20 protein-coding genes are annotated in these 19,161 nt (G+C 71.9%); 16 read left to right on the top strand and 4 right to left on the bottom strand.

Translation table 11 applies throughout. The features are described 5' to 3' along the window. Positions 1 to 9: 9 nt before the first annotated feature. Complete coding sequence (locus ACZ6B8_RS08580; protein WP_471077616.1) at positions 10 to 867, top strand: NAD(P)H-binding protein; 858 nt, start codon at positions 10 to 12, stop codon at positions 865 to 867. A 51-nt stretch (positions 868 to 918) separates the two neighbouring features. Here the strand turns inward: ACZ6B8_RS08580 and ACZ6B8_RS08575 are convergent, their stop codons facing one another. Beyond that, positions 919 to 2,133, bottom strand: coding sequence for a YihY/virulence factor BrkB family protein (locus ACZ6B8_RS08575; RefSeq protein WP_471606701.1), 1,215 nt, complete (start codon positions 2,131 to 2,133; stop codon positions 919 to 921). A 17-nt stretch (positions 2,134 to 2,150) separates the two neighbouring features. Between ACZ6B8_RS08575 and ACZ6B8_RS08570 the strand changes: the two genes are divergently transcribed. Continuing rightward, positions 2,151 to 3,785: an acyl-CoA dehydrogenase family protein gene (locus ACZ6B8_RS08570; RefSeq protein WP_471077610.1), complete on the top strand. Its 1,635-nt coding sequence runs from the start codon at positions 2,151 to 2,153 to the stop codon at positions 3,783 to 3,785. A gap of 165 nt (positions 3,786 to 3,950) precedes the next feature. On the opposite strand, the gene ACZ6B8_RS08565 is transcribed toward ACZ6B8_RS08570, so the two are convergent. Together ACZ6B8_RS08565 and ACZ6B8_RS08560 are read right to left on the bottom strand one after the other, a co-directional pair. Next, the gene (locus ACZ6B8_RS08565; RefSeq protein ID WP_471606700.1) at positions 3,951 to 4,673 is read right to left on the bottom strand and encodes a cysteine hydrolase family protein; all 723 of its coding nucleotides are present in this window, start codon (positions 4,671 to 4,673) and stop codon (positions 3,951 to 3,953) included. Continuing rightward, positions 4,670 to 5,257 (bottom strand): isochorismatase family protein, encoded by a 588-nt coding sequence (locus tag ACZ6B8_RS08560; RefSeq protein WP_471606699.1) that lies wholly within the window; start codon positions 5,255 to 5,257, stop codon positions 4,670 to 4,672. Before ACZ6B8_RS08560 ends, ACZ6B8_RS08565 begins: the two co-directional genes overlap by 4 nt. 199 nt (positions 5,258 to 5,456) lie before the next feature. On the opposite strand from ACZ6B8_RS08560, the gene ACZ6B8_RS08555 reads away from it, so the two are divergent. Beyond that, on the top strand, positions 5,457 to 6,458 hold the full coding sequence (locus ACZ6B8_RS08555; RefSeq protein WP_471606698.1) for a GlxA family transcriptional regulator: 1,002 nt from the start codon (positions 5,457 to 5,459) through the stop codon (positions 6,456 to 6,458). A gap of 74 nt (positions 6,459 to 6,532) precedes the next feature. Here the strand turns inward: ACZ6B8_RS08555 and ACZ6B8_RS08550 are convergent, their stop codons facing one another. Further along, positions 6,533 to 7,249, bottom strand: coding sequence for an MIP family channel protein (locus ACZ6B8_RS08550; RefSeq protein ID WP_471077598.1), 717 nt, complete (start codon positions 7,247 to 7,249; stop codon positions 6,533 to 6,535). Between the two features lie 286 nt (positions 7,250 to 7,535). On the opposite strand from ACZ6B8_RS08550, the gene ACZ6B8_RS08545 reads away from it, so the two are divergent. The 13 genes from ACZ6B8_RS08545 (at position 7,536) to ACZ6B8_RS08485 (ending at position 19,159) form a co-directional block, all read left to right on the top strand. Beyond that, complete coding sequence (locus ACZ6B8_RS08545) at positions 7,536 to 8,834, top strand: GAF domain-containing protein (RefSeq protein ID WP_471077595.1); 1,299 nt, start codon at positions 7,536 to 7,538, stop codon at positions 8,832 to 8,834. A gap of 49 nt (positions 8,835 to 8,883) precedes the next feature. After that, positions 8,884 to 9,471, top strand: coding sequence for a GNAT family N-acetyltransferase (locus tag ACZ6B8_RS08540; protein WP_471077592.1), 588 nt, complete (start codon positions 8,884 to 8,886; stop codon positions 9,469 to 9,471). A gap of 126 nt (positions 9,472 to 9,597) precedes the next feature. Continuing rightward, positions 9,598 to 9,681 carry a putative leader peptide gene (locus tag ACZ6B8_RS08535; protein WP_355806261.1) on the top strand — a complete coding sequence of 28 codons (84 nt, stop codon included), beginning with the start codon at positions 9,598 to 9,600 and terminating at the stop codon, positions 9,679 to 9,681. A 137-nt stretch (positions 9,682 to 9,818) separates the two neighbouring features. Continuing rightward, entirely contained in the window at positions 9,819 to 11,516 is a 1,698-nt protein-coding gene (locus ACZ6B8_RS08530) for a nitrite/sulfite reductase (protein WP_471077589.1), read from the top strand. Beyond that, positions 11,513 to 11,692, top strand: a complete 180-nt coding sequence (locus ACZ6B8_RS08525; protein WP_471077586.1) for a hypothetical protein — start codon at positions 11,513 to 11,515, stop codon at positions 11,690 to 11,692. The genes ACZ6B8_RS08530 and ACZ6B8_RS08525 overlap by 4 nt, the downstream gene beginning before the upstream one ends. After that, positions 11,689 to 12,405, top strand: coding sequence for a phosphoadenylyl-sulfate reductase (locus ACZ6B8_RS08520; RefSeq protein ID WP_471606697.1), 717 nt, complete (start codon positions 11,689 to 11,691; stop codon positions 12,403 to 12,405). Before ACZ6B8_RS08525 ends, ACZ6B8_RS08520 begins: the two co-directional genes overlap by 4 nt. Then, positions 12,402 to 12,986 carry an adenylyl-sulfate kinase gene (gene cysC, locus ACZ6B8_RS08515; RefSeq protein ID WP_471077580.1) on the top strand — a complete coding sequence of 195 codons (585 nt, stop codon included), beginning with the start codon at positions 12,402 to 12,404 and terminating at the stop codon, positions 12,984 to 12,986. The genes ACZ6B8_RS08520 and cysC overlap by 4 nt, the downstream gene beginning before the upstream one ends. Continuing rightward, positions 12,983 to 13,918, top strand: coding sequence for a sulfate adenylyltransferase subunit CysD (gene cysD / locus ACZ6B8_RS08510; RefSeq protein ID WP_471077577.1), 936 nt, complete (start codon positions 12,983 to 12,985; stop codon positions 13,916 to 13,918). The genes cysC and cysD overlap by 4 nt, the downstream gene beginning before the upstream one ends. A gap of 2 nt (positions 13,919 to 13,920) precedes the next feature. Continuing rightward, positions 13,921 to 15,291, top strand: coding sequence for a sulfate adenylyltransferase subunit 1 (locus ACZ6B8_RS08505; protein ID WP_471606696.1), 1,371 nt, complete (start codon positions 13,921 to 13,923; stop codon positions 15,289 to 15,291). Positions 15,292 to 15,537: 246 nt separating this feature from the next. Continuing rightward, positions 15,538 to 16,641, top strand: coding sequence for an ABC transporter substrate-binding protein (locus tag ACZ6B8_RS08500; RefSeq protein ID WP_471077571.1), 1,104 nt, complete (start codon positions 15,538 to 15,540; stop codon positions 16,639 to 16,641). A 36-nt stretch (positions 16,642 to 16,677) separates the two neighbouring features. Further along, on the top strand, positions 16,678 to 17,469 hold the full coding sequence (locus tag ACZ6B8_RS08495) for an ABC transporter ATP-binding protein (protein ID WP_471077568.1): 792 nt from the start codon (positions 16,678 to 16,680) through the stop codon (positions 17,467 to 17,469). After that, positions 17,456 to 18,364, top strand: a complete 909-nt coding sequence (locus tag ACZ6B8_RS08490) for an ABC transporter permease (RefSeq protein ID WP_471077565.1) — start codon at positions 17,456 to 17,458, stop codon at positions 18,362 to 18,364. The genes ACZ6B8_RS08495 and ACZ6B8_RS08490 overlap by 14 nt, the downstream gene beginning before the upstream one ends. 6 nt (positions 18,365 to 18,370) lie before the next feature. After that, complete coding sequence (locus tag ACZ6B8_RS08485; RefSeq protein ID WP_471606695.1) at positions 18,371 to 19,159, top strand: sirohydrochlorin chelatase; 789 nt, start codon at positions 18,371 to 18,373, stop codon at positions 19,157 to 19,159. The last annotated feature ends 2 nt before the right edge of the window (positions 19,160 to 19,161 follow it).

Here is a 19,161-nt window from a genome sequence, read left to right as displayed (position 1 = left end):
ACTGAGGCCATGACGACGAACACGGCCGAGACGGCGGGCACGACGGACATGACGGTTCTGGTGACGGGCGCGACCGGGCGGGTCGGGCGCAGGGTGGTGGAGTCCGCGAAGGCGGCGGGGCTCACGGTGCGGGCGGCCTCGCGGTCGGGCGCGGTGCGGTTCGACTGGGCGGACCGGTCGACCTGGGCGGGGGCCCTGCGGGGCGCGGACGCGGCGCACCTCGCGTATCTGCCGGACGTCGGCGCGCCGGGCGCGGCCGGGACGGTCGGCGCGTTCGCCCGGCTCGCGGTCGAGCTGGGCGTGCGGCGGCTCACGCTGCTCTCGGCGCGCGGCGAACCCCAGGCGCACGCGACGGAGCAGGCGGTGCGGGAGGCGGGCGCACGGTGGACGGTGGTGCGGGCCGCGTGGTTCGCGCAGAACCTCAGCGAGGGGCCGCTCCTGGAGGGGATGCGCGGCGGGGAGCTGGTGTTCCCCGCCGGTGAGGTCCTCGAACCGTTCATCGACGCGCGGGACATCGCGGACGTGGTGGTGGCGGCGCTGACCGGCGGCGAGCGCTTCGCGGGGCGGACCCTCGACCTCACCGGCCCCCGGCTGCTGACGTTCCGGCAGGCGGTGGCGGAGGTCGCGGCGGCAGCGGGGCGGGAGATCGCGTACGTGCCGGTGTCGGCCCGCGACTACGGGGCCGCGCTCGCGGGGTTCGGGATACCGGCGGCGGAGGTGGAGTTCCTGGTCGACCTCTTCGAGACGAACCTGGACGGGCGCAACGCGAAGCTCTCCGAGGGGGTGCGGGAGGTACTGGGCCGGGACCCCAGGGATTTCGCCGCCTTCGCCGGGGAACTGGCCGAGGCCGGCACCTGGAAGAGGTAGGTCCGGCCCCCCCGGGGCGAGGTCTCGGGGCTCTGCCCCGGACCCCGCTCCTCAATCGCCGGAGGGGCTGTTCCCACCGTTTCCGCTGTCTCCCCCGCGCCCCGTGCCGTTGCGCTTCGCGTGCTTGGCCTGCTTCGTGGGCTTCGCGGGTTTCGCGGGCGTCCGCAGCCGGGACGACACGTCGTCCGGGGGCAGGAAGCGGGACCAGCGTTCGGGAAACTCGGAGGGCATCTCGGGGTCGTCGGGATCGTCGAGATCCGCGAGCGCCTCGCGGGCGGCGGCCGCGCGGGCCACCACCTCCGCGGCCTGCGCCTCCCTTATGCGGTCGTTGGCGGCGCGGGCCGCCGCCGTGGCGACGGACGGCCAGACCCGGTCGATGGCCGCGTTGACGGCGGCGCCGACGAGGACCGCGAACGCCGACACCCCGATCCACAGCAGCACGGCGACCGGGGCCGCGAGCGAGCCGTAGATGGTGGGCCCCTCCACGGTGCTGGTGAGGTAGATGCGCAGCAGGAAGCTGCCGAGCACCCACATGGCGAGCGCGATCAGCGCCCCCGGCATGTCCTCCACCCAGGGCGAACGCACCGGCACGGACACGTGGTACAGCGTGGTCAGGAAGACCACGGAGAGGATCACGACGACCGGCCAGTAAAGGATCTGGACGACCGTCGTGGAGCCCGGCAGCAGGTTCACCACCGCGTCCGGGCCCGCCACCATCAGCGGCAGCGCGACCGAGCCGATCAGCAGCGCGACGATGAACAGGCCGAAGGCGAGCATCCGGGTCTTGACGATGCCGCGCACGCCGTCCAGGCCGTACATCACAGTGATGGTGTCGATGAAGACGTTCACCGCGCGCGAGCCGGACCACAGGGCGAAGACGAAGCCGATGGAGATGACGTCGGGCCGGCCGACCCGCAGCACGTCGTCCAGTATCGGCTCCGCGATCTGGCTGACGCCCTTGTCGGAGAGGACCGTGCGGGACGCCTCGAGGATGTTGTTCTGGACGCTGGCGATCGTGTCCGCGCCCGTCCACCGGTCCACGTAGGCGAGCAGCCCGATGAGGCTGAGGAGCAGCGGCGGCACGGAGAGCAGCGTGAAGAACGCCGCCTCGGCCGCGAGCCCAAGGATGCGGTACTCGACGCACGAGTTGACGGTGTCCTTGAGCAGCAGCCAGGCGGTCCTGCGCTTGGAGACGTTCCGGTAGAGAGCGCGGGCCCGTTTCCAACGGCCCGACGGCCGCCCGGGTGTTTCTTTTGCCTGGTGCACCTCCTTACCGTAGCGGCATGGCAGCCAGCACCCACACAGTGACCAACCAGGCTCCGCCCCTGGTGGGATATGACGTATTCGCGTCCGACCGCGCCCTCGTGGAGGGCGTCGAGCGGCACCTGGATCCGGAGCTCCTCGATTCCGCATCCGCGGAGCTCTCCCTGCTCGGCCGCTCCGCGGGTTCCGCCCAGGCACAGAGGTGGGGGGACCAGGCCAACGACAATCCGCCCGTCCTGCGCACGCACGACCGTTACGGCCACCGGATCGACGAGGTCGACTTCCACCCGGCGTGGCACCGGCTGCTCGGCAAGGCCGTCTCCGGCGGGCTGACCGCGGCCTGGTCGCGGCCCGGCGGACATCTGCGGCGGGCCGCGGGCTTCCTGGTGTGGACGCAGGCCGAAGGGGGGCACGGCTGCCCGGTCTCGATGACGCACGCCGCGGTGCCCGCGCTGCGCGCCGACCCGGAGCTCGCCGCCGAGTGGGAGCCGCGCCTCACCTCGACGGTCTACGACGAGGGGCTGCGCCCGGCGTCGCAGAAGGCCGGCGTCCTCTTCGGGATGGGCATGACGGAGAAGCAGGGCGGCAGCGACGTGCGGGCCAACACGACGCGCGCGTCGGCCCTCTCGGAGGACGGGACGTACACGCTCACCGGCCACAAGTGGTTCTGTTCGGCGCCCATGTCGGACGGGTTCCTGGTGCTCGCCCAGGCCGAGCAGGGGCTGACCTGCTTCCTGGTGCCTCGGGTCCTGGAGGACGGCACGCGCAACGCCTTCGCCATCCAGCGCCTCAAGGACAAGCTCGGCAACAGGTCCAACGCCTCCAGCGAGGTCGAGTTCGACGGGACGTGGGCGCGCCGGGTGGGCGACGAGGGGCGCGGGGTGCGCACCATCATCGAGATGGTGGCGGCGACCCGGCTGGACTGTGTGATCGGGTCCGCCGCGCTGATGCGGCAGGCGGTGGTGCAGGCGGTGCACCACGCCACGTACCGGGAGGCGTTCGGCGGCAAGCTCGTCGACAAGCCGCTGATGCGCAACGTACTGGCCGATCTGGCCCTCGAGTCCGAGGCGGCCACGACGCTGGCGCTGCGGCTGGCGGCGGCCTACGACGACGGGAGCGAGCAGGAGCGGGCGTTCCTGCGGCTCGCGGTGCCGACCGCGAAGTACTGGGTGACCAAGCGCTGCACGCCGATGGTCGGCGAGGCCCTGGAGTGCCTGGGCGGCAACGGCTATGTGGAGGAGTCCGGGATGCCCCGGCTGCTGCGCGAGGCGCCGCTCAACTCCATCTGGGAGGGCTCGGGCAACGTGCAGGCCCTCGACGTGCTGCGGGCGCTGCAGCGCGAACCGCAGGCGCTCAACGCGTTCCTCCAGGAGGTCGGCCGGGCCCGCGGCGCCGACCACCGCCTGGACGGCGCGATCAAGAACCTGCTGACCGAACTGGCCGATCTGGACGGCATCGAGGGCCGGGCGCGGCGGCTCGTGGAGCGGATGGCACTGGTGCTCCAGGGCTCGCTGCTGGTGCGGTACGCGCCACCGGAGGTGGCCGACGCGTTCTGCGCCTCGCGGCTCGGCGGGGACTGGGGCGCGGCGTTCGGCACGCTGCCGCACAGTCTGGATCTGGCCGCCGTGGTGGCGCGGACCGCACCGTCGGTCTAGCCCGGCACCCTGGTGCCGGCACGGGGGTGGTGCTGCGCCGACACGGCACCACCCCCGCCTCTCGGGCCCCCTGAGGAGCGAGAACACCGCACGGGCGGTGTGCTGTCCACCCTCGGACAACGTCCGGTCCTTGACCAGAGTTGCAAGAGGTTGCAACGGTCGGGGCTATGTGAGGTCGCGCTGCTCGGGGACCACGACGCCGAAGCGGTCCTGGATCGTGGCGAGGGCGGACTCGTGCACCTGCCGGGCGGGGATGCCGCGCGGGTTGCCGTTGACCGGGAGCGGGCGGGTGGCCGAGGTGTCGCCGATCACGGTGGGGTGGTAGCCGTGGTAGACGGCGCCCTCGGCGGTGAAGAGGGTGCACATGTGGGTCATGAAGCCGGAGATGATGACGTTCTTGCGGCCGGTCTTCTTGAGTTCGGCGGCGAGGTCGGTGTCGTGGAAGCCGTTGGGGACGGCCTTTTCGACGACGGTCTCCCCCTTGGCCGGCTTGAGTGCCGGAATGATCTGGCCGGCCTTCGACGTGAGGTCGTAGCCCTTTTCCACGACGTGGATGACGGGCGTGTGCGCCGTGCGGGCCCGCTCCAGGAGGGTCTCGGTGTTCTTGACCGCCTCGCGCCAGCCGGTGAGCTCCATCGTGCCGCCGGTGTAGACGTTCTGGTAGTCGACGAGGACCAGCGTCGCGTCGGACAGCTTCGCGGGCGTCTCGTCCAGCTTCATCAACTGGCGCAGCGTCGTGGTGTTCTTGGCGTGGTTCTTCTCGTGGCGCCGGTCGCGGCTGTCGGTGCGCGTGGCGGCCTCGGAGGTTCCGCCGCAGGCGGTCAGGGTGGTGGCGAGCACGGCGGCGGCGCCCAGGGCGGCGGCCGAACGCAGCAGCGCGGTCTTCATCGGACGATCTCCTTGTGGCTGGGAACCACGACCCCGTACAGGTCGGCGATGGTGGCCAGCGCACTGTGGTGCACCTGTGAGGCGTCGATGTCGGTGCCCGCGACCGGGAGCGAGCGGGTAGCGGTGGCGTCGGCGACGACGGTGGGACGGTTGCCGTTGAGGAAGGCGCCCTGGGCGGTGAACGCCACGCACATGTGGGTCATCCAGCCCGCGATGACGACGTCCTGCCCCTCGGTGAGGTGGGTGGCCAGGTCGGTGCCCACGAAGGCGTTCGGGACCTGCTTGACGACGACCGGCTCGCCCTCCAGGGGGGCGACCTGGGGGTGGATGGCGCCGATCTCGGCACGGATGTCGTACGGGGTGCCCTCGCCGCCGTCGTTGATGACGTGCACGACGCGGGTCCCGGCCTCGCGGGCCCGTGCCAGCAGCTGCGCGGCGGCGTCCAGGGACTCCTCCCAGCCGTCGAGTTCCATGACGCCCCGGGTGTAGGTGTTCTGGAAGTCGATCAGGATCAGCGTCGAGCCGGTGAGCTTCGCGGGCTCCTGGTCGAAGCCGTTGAGCTCGCGCAGCGTCGTTCTGGACATGGGTGTACCGCCTTCGGTGAGGTGTGGGAGAGGTGCAGTTCGCGGTGGCCCGCCGCGCTGTGCCTCCCACGCTAGGACCGGGCCGGCGCGTCGGCAATGACATGTAATCTGCAGATCCAGACATGGTGCAGACAGGGTCCAGGCGCGGGCCGGACGTGGACCAGACCTGCCCGCAACCCGGCTGACCAGGGGGAGTTCCGTGCCGGACACCGCCGCCCGACGGCTCATCGTCATCGTGCTCTTCGAGGGCGTCGACCTGCTCGATGTCACCGGGCCGCCCGAGGTGTTCTCCCTCGCCCTGCGCGAGACGGACGAGGCGGCGGGCTACCGGGTCGTGCTCGCCGCCGCGCGCATGGACCCGGTCACCACCGGCGCGGGCGTGCGCATCCTGCCCGACCTCACCTTCGAGGAGGCCGCGCGCCGCAGCATCGACACCCTGCTGGTGCCCGGCGCCGTGGAGGTGGACGAGGAGCGCCGCGTCCACCCGCTGGTCGACCCCGATCTCGTCGCGTGGGTGAAGGTGCTCGCCGGGCGTTCTCACCGGATCACCTCCGTGTGCGTGGGCGCGCATCTGCTCGCCGCGGCAGGGCTGCTGGACGGCAAGCGGGCGACCACGCACTGGTCGACCGCGCAGCGACTGGCGGCCGACCACCCGGCGGTGGAGGTCGACGCCGACCCGATCTTCATCCGTGCGGACAACGTGTGGACCGGGGCCGGCATCAGCGCCTGCCTCGACCTCTCCCTGGCACTGATCGCCGACGATCTCGGTGAGGCGGTCGCGCTGCGGGTGGCCCGGCAGCTGGTGATGTACCTCAAACGCCCCAGCGGCCAGAGCCAGTTCAGCGTGCCGCTGACCCAGCTCTCCACGACGCGGCGCATCGAGGACCTGCGCCACCACATCCTGCGCCGCATCGCCGAGCCACTGACCGTCACCGAACTCGCCGAGTACGCGCATGTCAGCGACCGGCATCTGACGCGGCTGTTCAAGACAGAACTGGGCGTCACCCCGCACGCGTACATCGAGTCGGTGCGCGTGGAGAAGGCACGCCACGACCTGGAGTCCTCGGACGCCACCCTCGAACGGATCGCGTCCGCCTGCGGTTTCGGCACGGTGGACACGCTGGTCCGCGCGTTCCGGCGCCGCCTGAGCACGACGCCCGGTGAGTACCGGCGCAGGTTCCGGGTGCCGCAGATGCCCTGAGCCCCACCCGGAGGACGGCTCCCCCCGAGGGGTGGCCGGGTGGGGCCGCGGTCAGCGGGGCGGGCGGCTCCGGATCACGCGGCGGACGCCTTGTCGGCGATGAGCCGCTCCTCGCCCGCGGGGTGGGTCACGTGGTGCACGAGCGCCGCGATCACGCCGCCCACCAGGGGGGCCACGATGAACAGCCACAGTTGGGACAGCGCGGCTCCCCCGGCGAACAGGGCGGGGCCAAGGCTCCGGGCGGGGTTGACCGAGGTGCCGGTCAGCGGGATGCCGACCAGATGGATGACGGCCAGCGCGATGCCGATCGGCAGCCCGTCGAAGCCGGTCACCGCCACCCGGTGCGTCACGCCGAGGACGACGAAGACGAGGAGGAAGGTCAGGACCACTTCCGTGAGGAAGGCGCCGCCCAGGTTGATGCCGACCTCGGAGCGGTCGTCGTAGCCGTTGCTGCCGAATGCGCCGCTCGTCCTCAGGCCCGGCACCTGCTTGGCGAGCAGGAAGAGCAGGGCCGCGCCCGCGATGCCGCCGAGGAACTGCGCGATCCAGTAGGTGACGGCGGTGCGGCCGTCGATGCGACGCGCGACGAGCATGCCGAGCGTCACCGCCGGATTGATGTGGCAGCCGGAGATCGGGCCGAGGGTGTACGCGAGGGCCAGCAGCGTGAAGCCGAACGCCAGCGCGATGCCGAGCGTGCCGATGAACGCCGCGCCGAGCACCGCCGACCCCACGGCGAAGAAGACGAGGAGCAACGTTCCGAGGAACTCCGATATCACCGCTCTGCTCTGCACAGCGACCACCTCACAGGCTTGCCGGACCCCCCGGCCATCGTCCGCCCGCCCGCGCCTTCCCACCTGTTCTGCCGGGGCCGAAGCCCGTAACGTACGCCCATTCGAGTGAGGGACCGGCTGCGCAGCCCACCAGTCGGCGCGGCAGCGGGCAGCGGGTACGAGCCGTACGTCTTGTCACCGCGGACGCGGACGCGAGGGGGACGGCACCTGACGCACGGCCCGGGCACCCGCCACCATGGACACCTGCCCCCCCCACACTGGTCTGGCCGGAAAGGACCCTGTGGCCATGAACGCCCCGCCGACGATCGACCTCGCGCGGATATCCGCCATGGACCAAACCCAGGCCGCGCGGCTCCTCAAGGGGGTGCGCGACGCCACCCTCTCCGGGCGGCGGCCGCAGCTCCTGCCGCGCCCCGTGATCGGCGACTCGTGGGGGCGGATGCTGCACGGCGGGGTCGACCCGGACCACGACGTCCGGTCCAGACCGCTCGGCGAGGAGGAGGTGGCGGAGCGGCGCAGGGCGTCGCCGCTCGCGGACGTCCTGCCCGACCTGCGCGACATCCTGGTCTCGGTGGCGGACGCGGCGCAGCACATCATGGTCGTCGCCGACACCGACGGGCGCGTGCTGTGGCGGGAGGGCAGCGCCGCCGTGCTGCGCCGGGCGGACTCGCTCGGCTTCGAACTCGGCGCGGACTGGTCGGAGGACGTCGTCGGCACCAACGGGATCGGCACGCCGCTGGTGGTGCGCCGCCCCGTACAGGTCTTCTCCGCCGAGCACTTCGTGCAGACCCACCACGCCTGGACGTGCACGGGCGCGCCGGTGACGGATCCGCGCGACGGCCGACCGCTGGGCGTGGTCGACGTCAGCGGTCCGTTGCAGACCGTCCACCCGGCCACGGTCGCCCTGGTCGACTCGGTGGCGAGGCTCGCCGAGGCGCGGCTGCGGGACCGGCACGTGCGGGCCCTCGACCGGTTGCGCGCGGTGGCGGCCCCGGTGCTGGCCCGGCTCGACGGGCGGGCGCTCGCGGTCGACGTGCACGGGTGGACGGCCGCGGTGACGGGCATGCCGCGGGCCGACCGTCTCGCGCTGCCCAAGTCCTTCGGGGCGGGCCGCACCTGGCTGCCCTCGCTGGGGCCGTGCCTGGTGGAGCCGTTGCCCGGCGGCTGGCTGCTGCGCCCCGACGACCCCGGCGGGACGCCCCAGCCGGTCACCGCGACCCGGCTCGTCCTGGACGTGAGCAGCCCGCGCCGGTGGACGCTCTCGGTGCTCGGCGGCGCCCGGGACTGGACCCACGACCTGAGCCCGCGCCACGCCGAGCTGCTCTATCTGCTCTGCACCTCCCGCGCCGGGCGCACCGCGTCGGATCTCGCCGAGGACATGTTCGGCGACCCGGCGCGCCGGGTGACCGTCCGCGCCGAACTCTCCCGCGTGCGGCGCTACCTGGGCGGACTGCTCGCCCACCGCCCCTACCGCCTCCACGAGGACGTCGACGTCGACGTGATCATGCCGGAGCGGTCGGCGGATCTGCTGCCCCACTCGATGGCGCCGGCGGTGCGCGCGGCGCGGCAGGGGGCGGAGCCTTGAGCGGGGCCCGGACGCGGCGCGGGCCCCGGCCCGTGGTTCGCTGAGCCCCATGAGCATCACTGTCACCACTTGGTCCCTGGAGCAGACGTCCCCCCGGGACCTGCTGCCGGCCGCCGCGCCCGACGGCGACATCACGATCGCCCGCGCGGAAGTGCCCTCGCCCGAGTTCAGCCGGTTCCTGTACGCGTCCGTCGGCGGGGACATCCGCTGGACCGACCGGCTCTCCCTGACCCACGCCGAGTGGCAGAAGCTGCTCGACCGGCCGGGGGTGGAGACCTGGGTCGCGTACGACCGGGGCACGCCGGCCGGATACGTGGAGCTCGCGGCGCGCGGTGAGCAGGGGGACGCGGCGGAGGGTGTCGTGGAGATCGTCTACTTCGGGCTGCTCCCGGCCTTCCGGGGGCGGCGCATCGGCGGCCATCTGCTGTCGGTCGGCGTGGCGCGCGCCTGGGACCTGGCCGAGCGGTGGCCGGGGCTCGCGCCGACCGAGCGGGTCTGGCTGCACACCTGCTCCAAGGACGGCGAGCACGCGATGGACAACTACCTGCGGCGCGGCTTCACGCTCTTCGACACCACCGTGGAGCAGGAGGCGGACGAGCCGACGCCGGGCCCGTGGCCGGGAGCCGCGCGCGACTGACGCCGCACGCCCGGTGGGGAACGACGACTTGTGACCGACGACACCCTTGTCCACGATGCGGGACAAGGGTGTCCGCATTCTGGATAATGCTGGACTGGGTCGAAAGTCCCATGACACGCTTCCGGCATGGATCGCACTGGAACAGCCTTGGTGAGTCGACGTCACGTCGATCTCGGCCGCATGTCCAGCGCCATGTGTCCGGCTCGCTGATCGACTCAGCGCCGCCGCATCCCTGATCTCTGATCTTCCCCGCACCCCTCCCTGCGCAGCGCCGCGCGCACATTTCCGCATGTGCCCATCCCCGCAGGTCAGAGCCGCATTCCCGCTGCCCCGAAGGAAGTACCACTATGGCCGCCACGCCAGAAAAGCCTGCCCCAGCAACGCCCCGCCGCAAGGCGAGCCGTCACCGCGGCGAGGGCCAGTGGGCCGTCGGTCACTTCACGCCGCTCAACGGGAACGAGCAGTTCAAGAAGGACGACGACGGTCTCAATGTGCGGACACGCATTGAGACGATCTATTCGAAGCGTGGATTCGACTCCATCGACCCCAACGACCTGCGCGGGCGGATGCGCTGGTGGGGTCTCTACACCCAGCGCAAGCCCGGCATCGACGGCGGCAAGACCGCGGTCCTGGAGCCGGAGGAGCTGGACGACGAGTACTTCATGCTCCGGGTGCGCGTCGACGGCGGCCGGCTGACCACCGAGCAGCTGCGCGTCATCGGCGAGGTCTCCCAGGAGTTCGCGCGCGGCACCGCCGACCTCACCGACCGGCAGAACATCCAGTACCACTGGATCCGCATCGAGGACGTCCCCGAGATCTGGCGGCGCCTGGAGGGCGTCGGGCTCTCGACGACCGAGGCCTGCGGTGACACGCCCCGCGTCATCCTCGGCTCGCCCGTCGCCGGCGTCGCGGAGAACGAGATCATCGACGGCTCCCCCGCCATCGACGAGATACAGCGCCGCTTCATCGGCAACCCCGACTTCTCCAACCTGCCGCGCAAGTTCAAGACCGCGATCTCCGGATCGCCGCAGCTGGACGTCGCGCACGAGATCAACGACGTCGCCTTCGTCGGCGTCCACCACCCCGAGCACGGCCCCGGCTTCGACCTGTGGGTGGGCGGCGGCCTGTCCACCAACCCCAAGCTGGGCGTGCGCCTGGGCGCCTGGGTGCCGCTGGACGAGGTGCCGGACGTCTTCGGCGGCGTGATCGGCATCTTCCGCGACTACGGCTACCGCCGGCTGCGCACCCGCGCCCGGCTGAAGTTCCTCGTCGCCGACTGGGGCCCGGAGAAGTTCCGCCAGATCCTCGAGGACGAGTACCTGCGGCGCAAGCTCATTGACGGCCCCCCGCCCGAGCAGCCCCCGGGCACCTGGCGCGATCACCTCGGCGTCCACCGGCAGAAGGACGGCCGCTTCTACGTGGGGTTCGCCCCCCGCGTCGGACGGGTGGACGGCGCCACCCTCACCAAGATCGCCGAGGCCGCCGAGGCGCACGGCTCGGGCCGGCTGCGCACCACGGCCGAGCAAAAGATGATCGTGCTCGACGTCGAGCAGGACCAGGTCGACTCGCTCGTCTCCGCCTTGGAGGCACTCGACCTGCGGGTCAACGCCTCGCCGTTCCGGCGCGGCACCATGGCCTGCACCGGCATCGAGTTCTGCAAGCTCGCCATCGTCGAGACCAAGGCGCGCGGCGCCTCTCTCATCGACGAACTGGAGCGCCGCATCCCGGAGTTCGACGAGCCGCTCACCATCAACATCAACGGCTGCCCGAACGCCTGCGCCCGTATCCAGGTCGCCGACATCGGCCTCAAGGGCCAGCTCGTCCTGGACGACGACGGCAACCAGGTGGAGGGCTACCAGGTGCACCTGGGCGGGGCCCTCGGCCTCGACGCCGGCTTCGGGCGCAAGGTCCGCGGCCTGAAGGTCACCGCCACCGAGCTGCCCGACTACATCGAGCGCGTCCTGCGGCACTTCCAGGACGAGCGCGAGGACGGCGAGCGGTTCGCGACCTGGGCGGCCCGCGCAGCCGAGGAGGCCCTCAAGTGAGCGAGCGCGCGGCACCCTTCTACTGCCCCTACTGCGGCGACGAGGACCTGCGTCCGAACGAGGCCGGTCACGGCGCCTGGGAATGCGCGGCCTGCAACCGCGCCTTCTCGCTGAAGTTCCTCGGGCTGCTCGCCCGGGGCGTTCAGCACACCAGCGGTGGAGGGGACCAGATATGACGACTGCTCAGGACCAGCAGCAGCTCGACGACGAGGCGTTGAGGGATCTTGCCGAGCAGGCGGGACGCGACCTCGAGGACGCCTCCGCCCTGGAGATCCTCCAGTGGGCCGCCGACACCTTCGGCGGACGGTTCTGCGTGACCTCCTCGATGGAGGACGCGGTGGTCGCCCACCTCGCCGCGCGGGCCATGCCCGGCGTCGACGTCGTCTTCCTCGACACCGGCTACCACTTCCCGGAGACCATCGGCACCCGCGACGCCGTCGAGGCCGTGATGGACGTCAACGTCATCACCCTCACCCCGCGGCAGACCGTGGCCGAGCAGGACGCCGAGCACGGCCCGAGGCTGCACGACCGCAACCCCGACCTGTGCTGCGCGCTGCGCAAGGTGCGGCCCCTGGAGGACGGCCTCAAGGGGTACGCCGCCTGGGCCACCGGACTGCGCCGCGACGAGTCGCCGACCCGCGCGAACACCCCGGTCGTCGGCTGGGACGAGAAGCGCCGCAAGATCAAGATCTCGCCGATCGCCCGCTGGACGCAGGACGACGTCGACGCCTACGTCACCGAGCACGGCGTGCTCACCAACCCGCTCCTGATGGACGGCTACGGCTCGGTGGGCTGCGCCCCCTGCACCCGCCGCCTGCTGGAGGGCGAGGACGCGCGGGCCGGCCGCTGGGCCGGGAACGCCAAGACCGAGTGCGGGATCCACGGATGACCGCGCCGCACGAGACACCGCAGCAAGAAACCCGGGAGAACCACGTGACCACCGGAGCCACCGTCTGGCTCACCGGCCTGCCGAGCGCGGGCAAGACCACCATCGCCCACGAGCTCGCGGGCCGGCTGCGCACCGAGGGCCGCAGGGTGGAGGTGCTCGACGGCGACGAGATCCGCGAGTTCCTCTCGGCGGGCCTGGGCTTCAGCCGCGAGGACCGGCACACCAATGTGCAGCGCATCGGCTTCGTCGCCGAACTGCTCGCCCGCAACGGGGTGTTGACCCTGGTGCCGGTCATCGCGCCGTTCGCCGACAGCCGCGAGGCGGTCCGCAAGCGCCATCAGACGGCCGGGACCGGCTATCTGGAGGTGCACGTCGCGACGCCGGTCGAGGTGTGCTCCGTACGCGATGTGAAGGGGCTGTACGCCAAGCAGGCGGCGGGCGAGATATCCGGTCTCACCGGCGTCGACGACCCGTACGAGGCGCCCGCGTCGCCCGATCTGCGCATCGAGTCGCAGGACCAGACCGTGCAGGAGTCAGCGGCGGCCCTCCACGCGCTGCTCACCGAGAGGGGTCTCGCATGACGACCGTCGCAGGCGTCTCCGAGGAGACGGACAGCCCGTACGCGCTCAGCCACCTGGACGCCCTGGAGTCCGAGGCGGTGCACATCTTCCGCGAGGTGGCGGGGGAGTTCGAGCGGCCGGTGATCCTCTTCTCCGGCGGCAAGGACTCCATCCTCATGCTGCACCTGGCGCTGAAGGCCTTCGCCCCCGCGGCGATCCCCTTCTCGCTGCTGCACGTGGACACCGGGCACAACTTCCCCGAGGTCATCGCCTACCGCGACCGCGTCGTCGCCGAGCACGGGCTGCGCCTGCACGTGGCCTCCGTGCAGGAGTACATCGACGCCGGCAAGCTGCGCGAGCGCCCCGACGGCACCCGCAACCCGCTGCAGACCGTGCCCCTCACCGAGAAGATCCAGAGCGAGCGCTTCGACGCCGTCTTCGGCGGCGGACGCCGCGACGAGGAGAAGGCCCGGGCCAAGGAACGCGTGTTCTCGCTGCGCGACGAGTTCTCCCAGTGGGACCCCCGCCGCCAGCGCCCGGAGCTGTGGCAGCTCTACAACGGCCGCCACGCGCCCGGCGAGCACGTCCGCGTCTTCCCGCTCTCCAACTGGACCGAGCTGGACGTGTGGCAGTACATCGCCCGCGAGGACATCGACCTGCCGCAGATCTACTTCGCCCACGAGCGCGACGTCTTCCGGCGCTCCGGCATGTGGCTCACCGCCGGCGACTGGGGCGGCCCCAAGGAGGGCGAGACCGTCGAGAAGCGCCTGGTGCGCTACCGGACGGTCGGTGACATGTCCTGCACCGGCGCCGTCGACTCCGACGCCACGACGCTGGACGCCGTCATCACCGAGATCGCCGCCTCCCGGCTGACCGAGCGGGGCGCCACCCGCGCCGACGACAAGCTCTCCGAGGCCGCGATGGAAGACCGCAAGCGCGAGGGGTACTTCTAACCATGAGCAACAGCACCACCGAGCCGGTCCAGCCGCTCTCCACCGAGCAGCTCTCGGCCACCACCCTGCTGCGGTTCGCCACCGCCGGTTCCGTCGACGACGGCAAGTCCACCCTGGTGGGCCGCCTCCTGCACGACTCCAAGTCGGTCCTCACCGACCAGCTGGAGGCGGTGGAGCGGGTCTCGCAGGACCGCGGCCAGGAGGCCCCCGACCTCGCGCTGCTCACCGACGGCCTGCGCGCCGAGCGGGAGCAGGGCATCACCATCGACGTGGCGTACCGCTACTTCGCCACGCCCCGGCGCCGGTTCATCCTCGCCGACACCCCCGGCCATGTGCAGTACACCCGCAACATGGTCACCGGCGCCTCCACCGCGGACCTCGCCGTGGTCCTCGTCGACGCCCGCAACGGAGTCATCGAGCAGACCCGCCGGCACGCCGCGGTCGCCGCCCTGCTGCGCGTCCCGCACGTCGTCCTCGCCGTCAACAAGATGGACCTCGTCGACTACCGGGAGGGCGTCTTCGCCGCCATCGCCGAGGAGTTCACCGCCTACGCCGGCGAGCTGGGCGTCCCCGAGATCACCGCCATCCCGATCTCGGCGCTGGCCGGCGACAACGTGGTCGAGGCCTCCTCCAACATGGACTGGTACGGCGGCCCCACCGTCCTGGAACACCTGGAGACCGTCCCGGTCAGCCACGACCTGGCCTCCTGCCACGCGCGGCTGCCCGTGCAGTACGTGATCCGCCCGCAGACGCCCGAGCACCCCGACTACCGGGGCTATGCGGGCCAGATCGCGGCCGGCACGTTCCGCGTCGGCGAGTCCGTGACGGTGCTGCCGTCCGGCCGCACCTCGAAGATCGCCGGGATCGACCTGCTGGGCACGCCGGTGGACGTGGCCTGGACGCCGCAGTCCGTCACCCTGCTCCTGGCGGACGACATCGACATCTCGCGCGGCGACCTCATCGTGCCGAGCGGCGACACCCCGCCGACCACGCAGGACGTCGAGGCCACGGTCTGCCACGTCGCGGACTCCGCGCTCACCGTCGGCCAGCGGGTGCTGCTCAAGCACACCACCCGTACGGTCAAGGCGATCGTCAAGGACATCCCCTCGCGGCTCACCCTCGACGACCTCTCCCAGCACCCGGAGCCCGGGCAGCTCGTCGCCAACGACATCGGCCGCGTGAAGGTCCGCACCGCCGAGCCGCTCGCGCTCGACGCGTACGCCGACTCGCGCCGCACCGGCTCCTTCCTGCTGATCGACCCGGTGGACGGCACGACGCTCGCGGCCGGCATGGCGGGTGACGCGTTCGCCGCCCCCGCCGACGACGCCGAGCGGGCGAACACCCCCGCGGACGACGAGGGCTGGGACTTCTGACATGGGTTACGTCGACATATTCGCGACGTTCGCGAAGGAGGGCGGCCGCATCGGCAGCGGCGCCCTCGGCAGCGGGCAGGGCGGGGTCGCGCGATGTGTGAGGTGACGCCCCTGGCGTGGGCCGCGCACGCACACCGGCCGCGCGCCCACGCCCTGCCCGTACGACACCCGCGAAGACGAAGACCTGCCGATCTCCCGGCCACGACCTGACGGCGTGCGACCGGGCCAACGAGGGGACCACCTCCCGTGCCTGCTTCACGTACCCGCATCGCCGCCCTGGCGGCCCTGCCCCTGCTGGCCCTGGCGCTGAGCGCCTGCGGCTACGGCTCCGAGTCCGACGACACCGACGACGGCTCCAAGGTCGCGGCCGGCGCCAAGAAGATCGACGATCTGGACAGCGTGAAGATCGGGTATTTCCCGAACCTCACCCACGCCACCGCCCTGGTGGGCAACCAGGAAGGCCTCTTCCAGAAGGAGCTCGGCGGCACGGAGGCGAAGTACTCCCAGTTCAACGCCGGCCCCTCGGAGATCGAGGCGCTCAACGCCGGCTCGATCGACATCGGCTGGATCGGCCCCTCCCCCGCCATCAACGGATACACCAAGTCGCAGGGCAAGAACCTGCGGATCATCGGCGGTTCGGCCTCCGGCGGCGTGAAGCTGGTGGTGAACCCCGACAAGATCAAGTCCCTGGACGACGTCAAGGGCAAGAAGATCGCGACGCCGCAGCTCGGCAACACCCAGGACGTGGCCTTCCTCAACTGGATCGCCGAGAAGGGCTGGGACGTCGACGCGCAGAGCGGCAAGGGTGACGTGTCGGTGCTCCGCACCGACAACAAGATCACCCCGGACGCCTACAAGTCCGGTTCCCTGGACGGCGCCTGGGTGCCGGAGCCGACCGCGTCCAAGCTGGTCGCCCAGGGCGGCAAGGTGCTGCTCGACGAGGCCGACCTGTGGCCGGACAAGAAGTTCGTGATCACCAACATCATCGTGCGGCAGGAGTTCCTGAAGGAGCACCCGAAGGTCGTCGAGGCCGTGCTGCGCGGCTCGGTGAAGACCAACGCCTGGATCGCGAAGAACCCCGAGAAGGCGAAGGCAGCCGCCAACGCCCGGCTGAAGGCGGACACCGGCAAGCCGCTGCCCGCCGAGGTGCTCGACCCCGCGTGGAAGTCCATCACCACGACCGACGACCCGCTGGCCGCCACCCTCGACGCGGAGGCGGACCACGCGGTCAAGGCCGGGCTCCTGGACAAGCCCGACCTCAAGGGAATCTACGACCTGCGCCCGCTGAACAAGGTCCTCGAGGCCGCGGGGAAGTCCCCGGTCGACGACGCCGGTCTCGGCGTCAAGTAACCCCGGATCCAGCCGAGTTCCCAGGAGGTGACGACCATGGCAACCACTCTCGCCAAGGCCGCGGAGGGCATCCGCACCACGGCCGCGCACGCCGCACGGATCGAGCACGTCTCGAAGTCCTTCAACGGGCCCGCCGGGCCCCAGTTGGTCCTGGACGACATCACGCTCGATGTCGCGCCGGGCGAGTTCGTCACCCTCCTGGGCGCCTCGGGCTGCGGCAAGTCGACGCTGCTCAATCTGGTCGCCGGCCTCGACAAGCCGTCCGCGGGCACCATCGCGACGGACGGGCGCCCGGCTCTGATGTTCCAGGACCACGCGCTCTTCCCGTGGCTGACCGCGGGCAAGAACATCGAGCTGGCCCTCAAACTGCGCGGCGTGCCGAAGCCGGAGCGCCGCCCGAAGGCCGAGGAGCTGCTCGAACTCGTCCGGCTGCGGGGCGCGTTCGGCAAGCGCGTGCACGAGCTGTCCGGCGGCATGCGCCAGCGCGTCGCGCTGGCCCGCGCGCTCGCCCAGGACAGCCGGCTGCTCCTGATGGACGAGCCGTTCGCGGCGCTCGACGCGATCACCCGTGACGTGCTGCACGACGAGCTGACCCGGATCTGGCGGGAGACGGACGTCTCCGTCCTCTTCGTCACGCACAACGTCCGCGAGGCCGTGCGCCTGGCGCAGCGCGTCGTGCTCCTCTCGTCGCGCCCCGGCCGGGTGGCGCACGAGTGGCGGGTCGACATCGACCACCCGCGCCGCATCGAGGACACCGCCGTGGCGGAACTGTCCGTCGAGATCACCGAACAACTGCGTGGGGAGATCCGCCGTCATGGCAAGGACTGAGACGACCCGCCCGGCGAAGGAGGCCGGGGACGGCCAGGACCTCGCCGGCCTGGAGGCGGGCCTGGACGCGCTGGAGACGCACGCGGGCCCCACCCGGCCGCCCGTCCGTGAGGTTCTTCTCCAGAAGGTGCTGCCGCCGGTCACCGCCGTACTGCTCGTCCTGCTGGTCTGGCAGGCGCTGGTCTCCTTCAAGATCGTCGACGACCCGACCAAGCTGCCGGCGCCGTCCGCGGTCTGGGACGAGGCCCGCGAGGCCTGGCTCGCGGGCACGCTCCTCGACTACATCTGGACCTCCGTCTCGCGCGGGCTGCTCGGCTTCCTGCTCGCCCTGGTGATCGGCACACCGCTCGGCCTGGTCGTCGCGCGGGTGCGCTTCATCAGGGCCGCGATCGGCCCGATCCTCTCCGGTCTGCAGTCGCTGCCGTCGGTCGCCTGGGTGCCGCCGGCCGTGATCTGGCTGGGCCTGGACAACCGGATGATGTACGCGGTGATCCTGCTCGGCGCCGTGCCGTCCATCGCCAACGGCCTGGTCTCGGGCGTCGACCAGGTGCCCCCGCTGTTCCTGCGCGCGGGCCGCACGCTCGGCGCGACCGGGATGCGGCACACCTGGCACATCGTGCTCCCCGCGGCACTGCCCGGCTATCTCGCGGGCCTCAAGCAGGGCTGGGCGTTCTCCTGGCGCTCGCTGATGGCCGCGGAGATCATCGCGTCCTCGCCCGACCTCGGCGTGGGCCTCGGCAAGCTCCTGGAGAACGGCCGCAACGCCAGCTCCATGCAGATGGTCTTCCTCGCCATCTTCCTCATCCTGATCGTCGGCATCGCCATCGATCTGCTCATCTTCAGCCCGCTGGAGCGGCGCGTCCTGCGCAGCCGCGGCCTCCTGGTGAGGAGCTGAACCACCGTGCACACCCCGCAACGTCCCGCCGCGCCCCGTCCCGTCCTCCTCGTCGTCGCCCACGGCAGCCGCGATCCGCGGCACGCCGCGACCGTGCGCGCCCTGGTGCGCCAGGTGCGCGCGCTGCGCCCGGGGCTGCGGGTGGAGACCGGTTTCCTGGACTTCGACGCCCCGACCGTTTCCGGGGTGTTGGAGCGGCTGGACGCCGAGGGGGTACGGGACGTGGTGGTGCTGCCGCTGCTGCTGACCCGGGCCTTCCACGCCAAGTCGGACATCCCGGCGGTGCTGCGCGCGGCGCCGGCCCGGCTCCGCGTCACCCAGGCCGCGGTCCTCGGCCCCTCGCCGCTGCTCCTTGCCGCCCTGGAGCGGCGGCTGTACGAGGCGGGGCTCGATCCCGCCGACAAGTCCTCGACCGGGGTCGTGCTGGCCTCGGCGGGGTCGTCCGACCCGGAGGCGATCGCAGTGATCGCTGACATCGCGCGGGAGTGGCGGCACACCGGTTGGTGCGCCGTGCGGCCTGCGTTCGCCTCCGCCTCACTGCCCCGCACGGAGGACGCCGTGCGGGCACTGCGGGCCACCGCCGGGGTGCGGCGGGTGGCCGTGGCGCCCTACGTCATCGCCCCGGGCTTCCTGCCGGACCGGATCGCGCAGGGCGCGGCCGGCGCGGACCTGCTCGCGGAGGTGCTCGGCGAGGCCCCGGAAGTGGCCCGGCTGCTGCTGCGGCGCCATGACGAGGCGTATGCGCCTGGCACCTGCCCCGTTGCTCCCCTGGCGCGGATTCCCGCACTGGCCTAGCT

The sequence above is a fragment of the Streptomyces sp. NPDC041122 genome, assembly GCF_055592445.1.
This window is presented reverse-complemented; position numbering and strand designations above follow the sequence as displayed.

Coding starts and splice junctions, on each gene's coding strand:
- ACZ6B8_RS08565 (WP_471606700.1), bottom strand. CDS start 4,673: ATGAAGACCGCGCTGCTGCGTTCGGCCGCCGCCCTGGGCGCCGCCGCC.
- ACZ6B8_RS08545 (WP_471077595.1), top strand. CDS start 7,536: ATGAACGCCCCGCCGACGATCGACCTCGCGCGGATATCCGCCATGGAC.
- ACZ6B8_RS08570 (WP_471077610.1), top strand. CDS start 2,151: ATGGCAGCCAGCACCCACACAGTGACCAACCAGGCTCCGCCCCTGGTG.
- ACZ6B8_RS08505 (WP_471606696.1), top strand. CDS start 13,921: ATGAGCAACAGCACCACCGAGCCGGTCCAGCCGCTCTCCACCGAGCAG.
- ACZ6B8_RS08520 (WP_471606697.1), top strand. CDS start 11,689: ATGACGACTGCTCAGGACCAGCAGCAGCTCGACGACGAGGCGTTGAGG.
- ACZ6B8_RS08540 (WP_471077592.1), top strand. CDS start 8,884: ATGAGCATCACTGTCACCACTTGGTCCCTGGAGCAGACGTCCCCCCGG.
- ACZ6B8_RS08530 (WP_471077589.1), top strand. CDS start 9,819: ATGGCCGCCACGCCAGAAAAGCCTGCCCCAGCAACGCCCCGCCGCAAG.
- ACZ6B8_RS08580 (WP_471077616.1), top strand. CDS start 10: ATGACGACGAACACGGCCGAGACGGCGGGCACGACGGACATGACGGTT.
- ACZ6B8_RS08560 (WP_471606699.1), bottom strand. CDS start 5,257: ATGTCCAGAACGACGCTGCGCGAGCTCAACGGCTTCGACCAGGAGCCC.
- cysD (WP_471077577.1), top strand. CDS start 12,983: ATGACGACCGTCGCAGGCGTCTCCGAGGAGACGGACAGCCCGTACGCG.
- ACZ6B8_RS08490 (WP_471077565.1), top strand. CDS start 17,456: ATGGCAAGGACTGAGACGACCCGCCCGGCGAAGGAGGCCGGGGACGGC.
- ACZ6B8_RS08495 (WP_471077568.1), top strand. CDS start 16,678: ATGGCAACCACTCTCGCCAAGGCCGCGGAGGGCATCCGCACCACGGCC.
- ACZ6B8_RS08535 (WP_355806261.1), top strand. CDS start 9,598: ATGGATCGCACTGGAACAGCCTTGGTGAGTCGACGTCACGTCGATCTC.
- cysC (WP_471077580.1), top strand. CDS start 12,402: ATGACCGCGCCGCACGAGACACCGCAGCAAGAAACCCGGGAGAACCAC.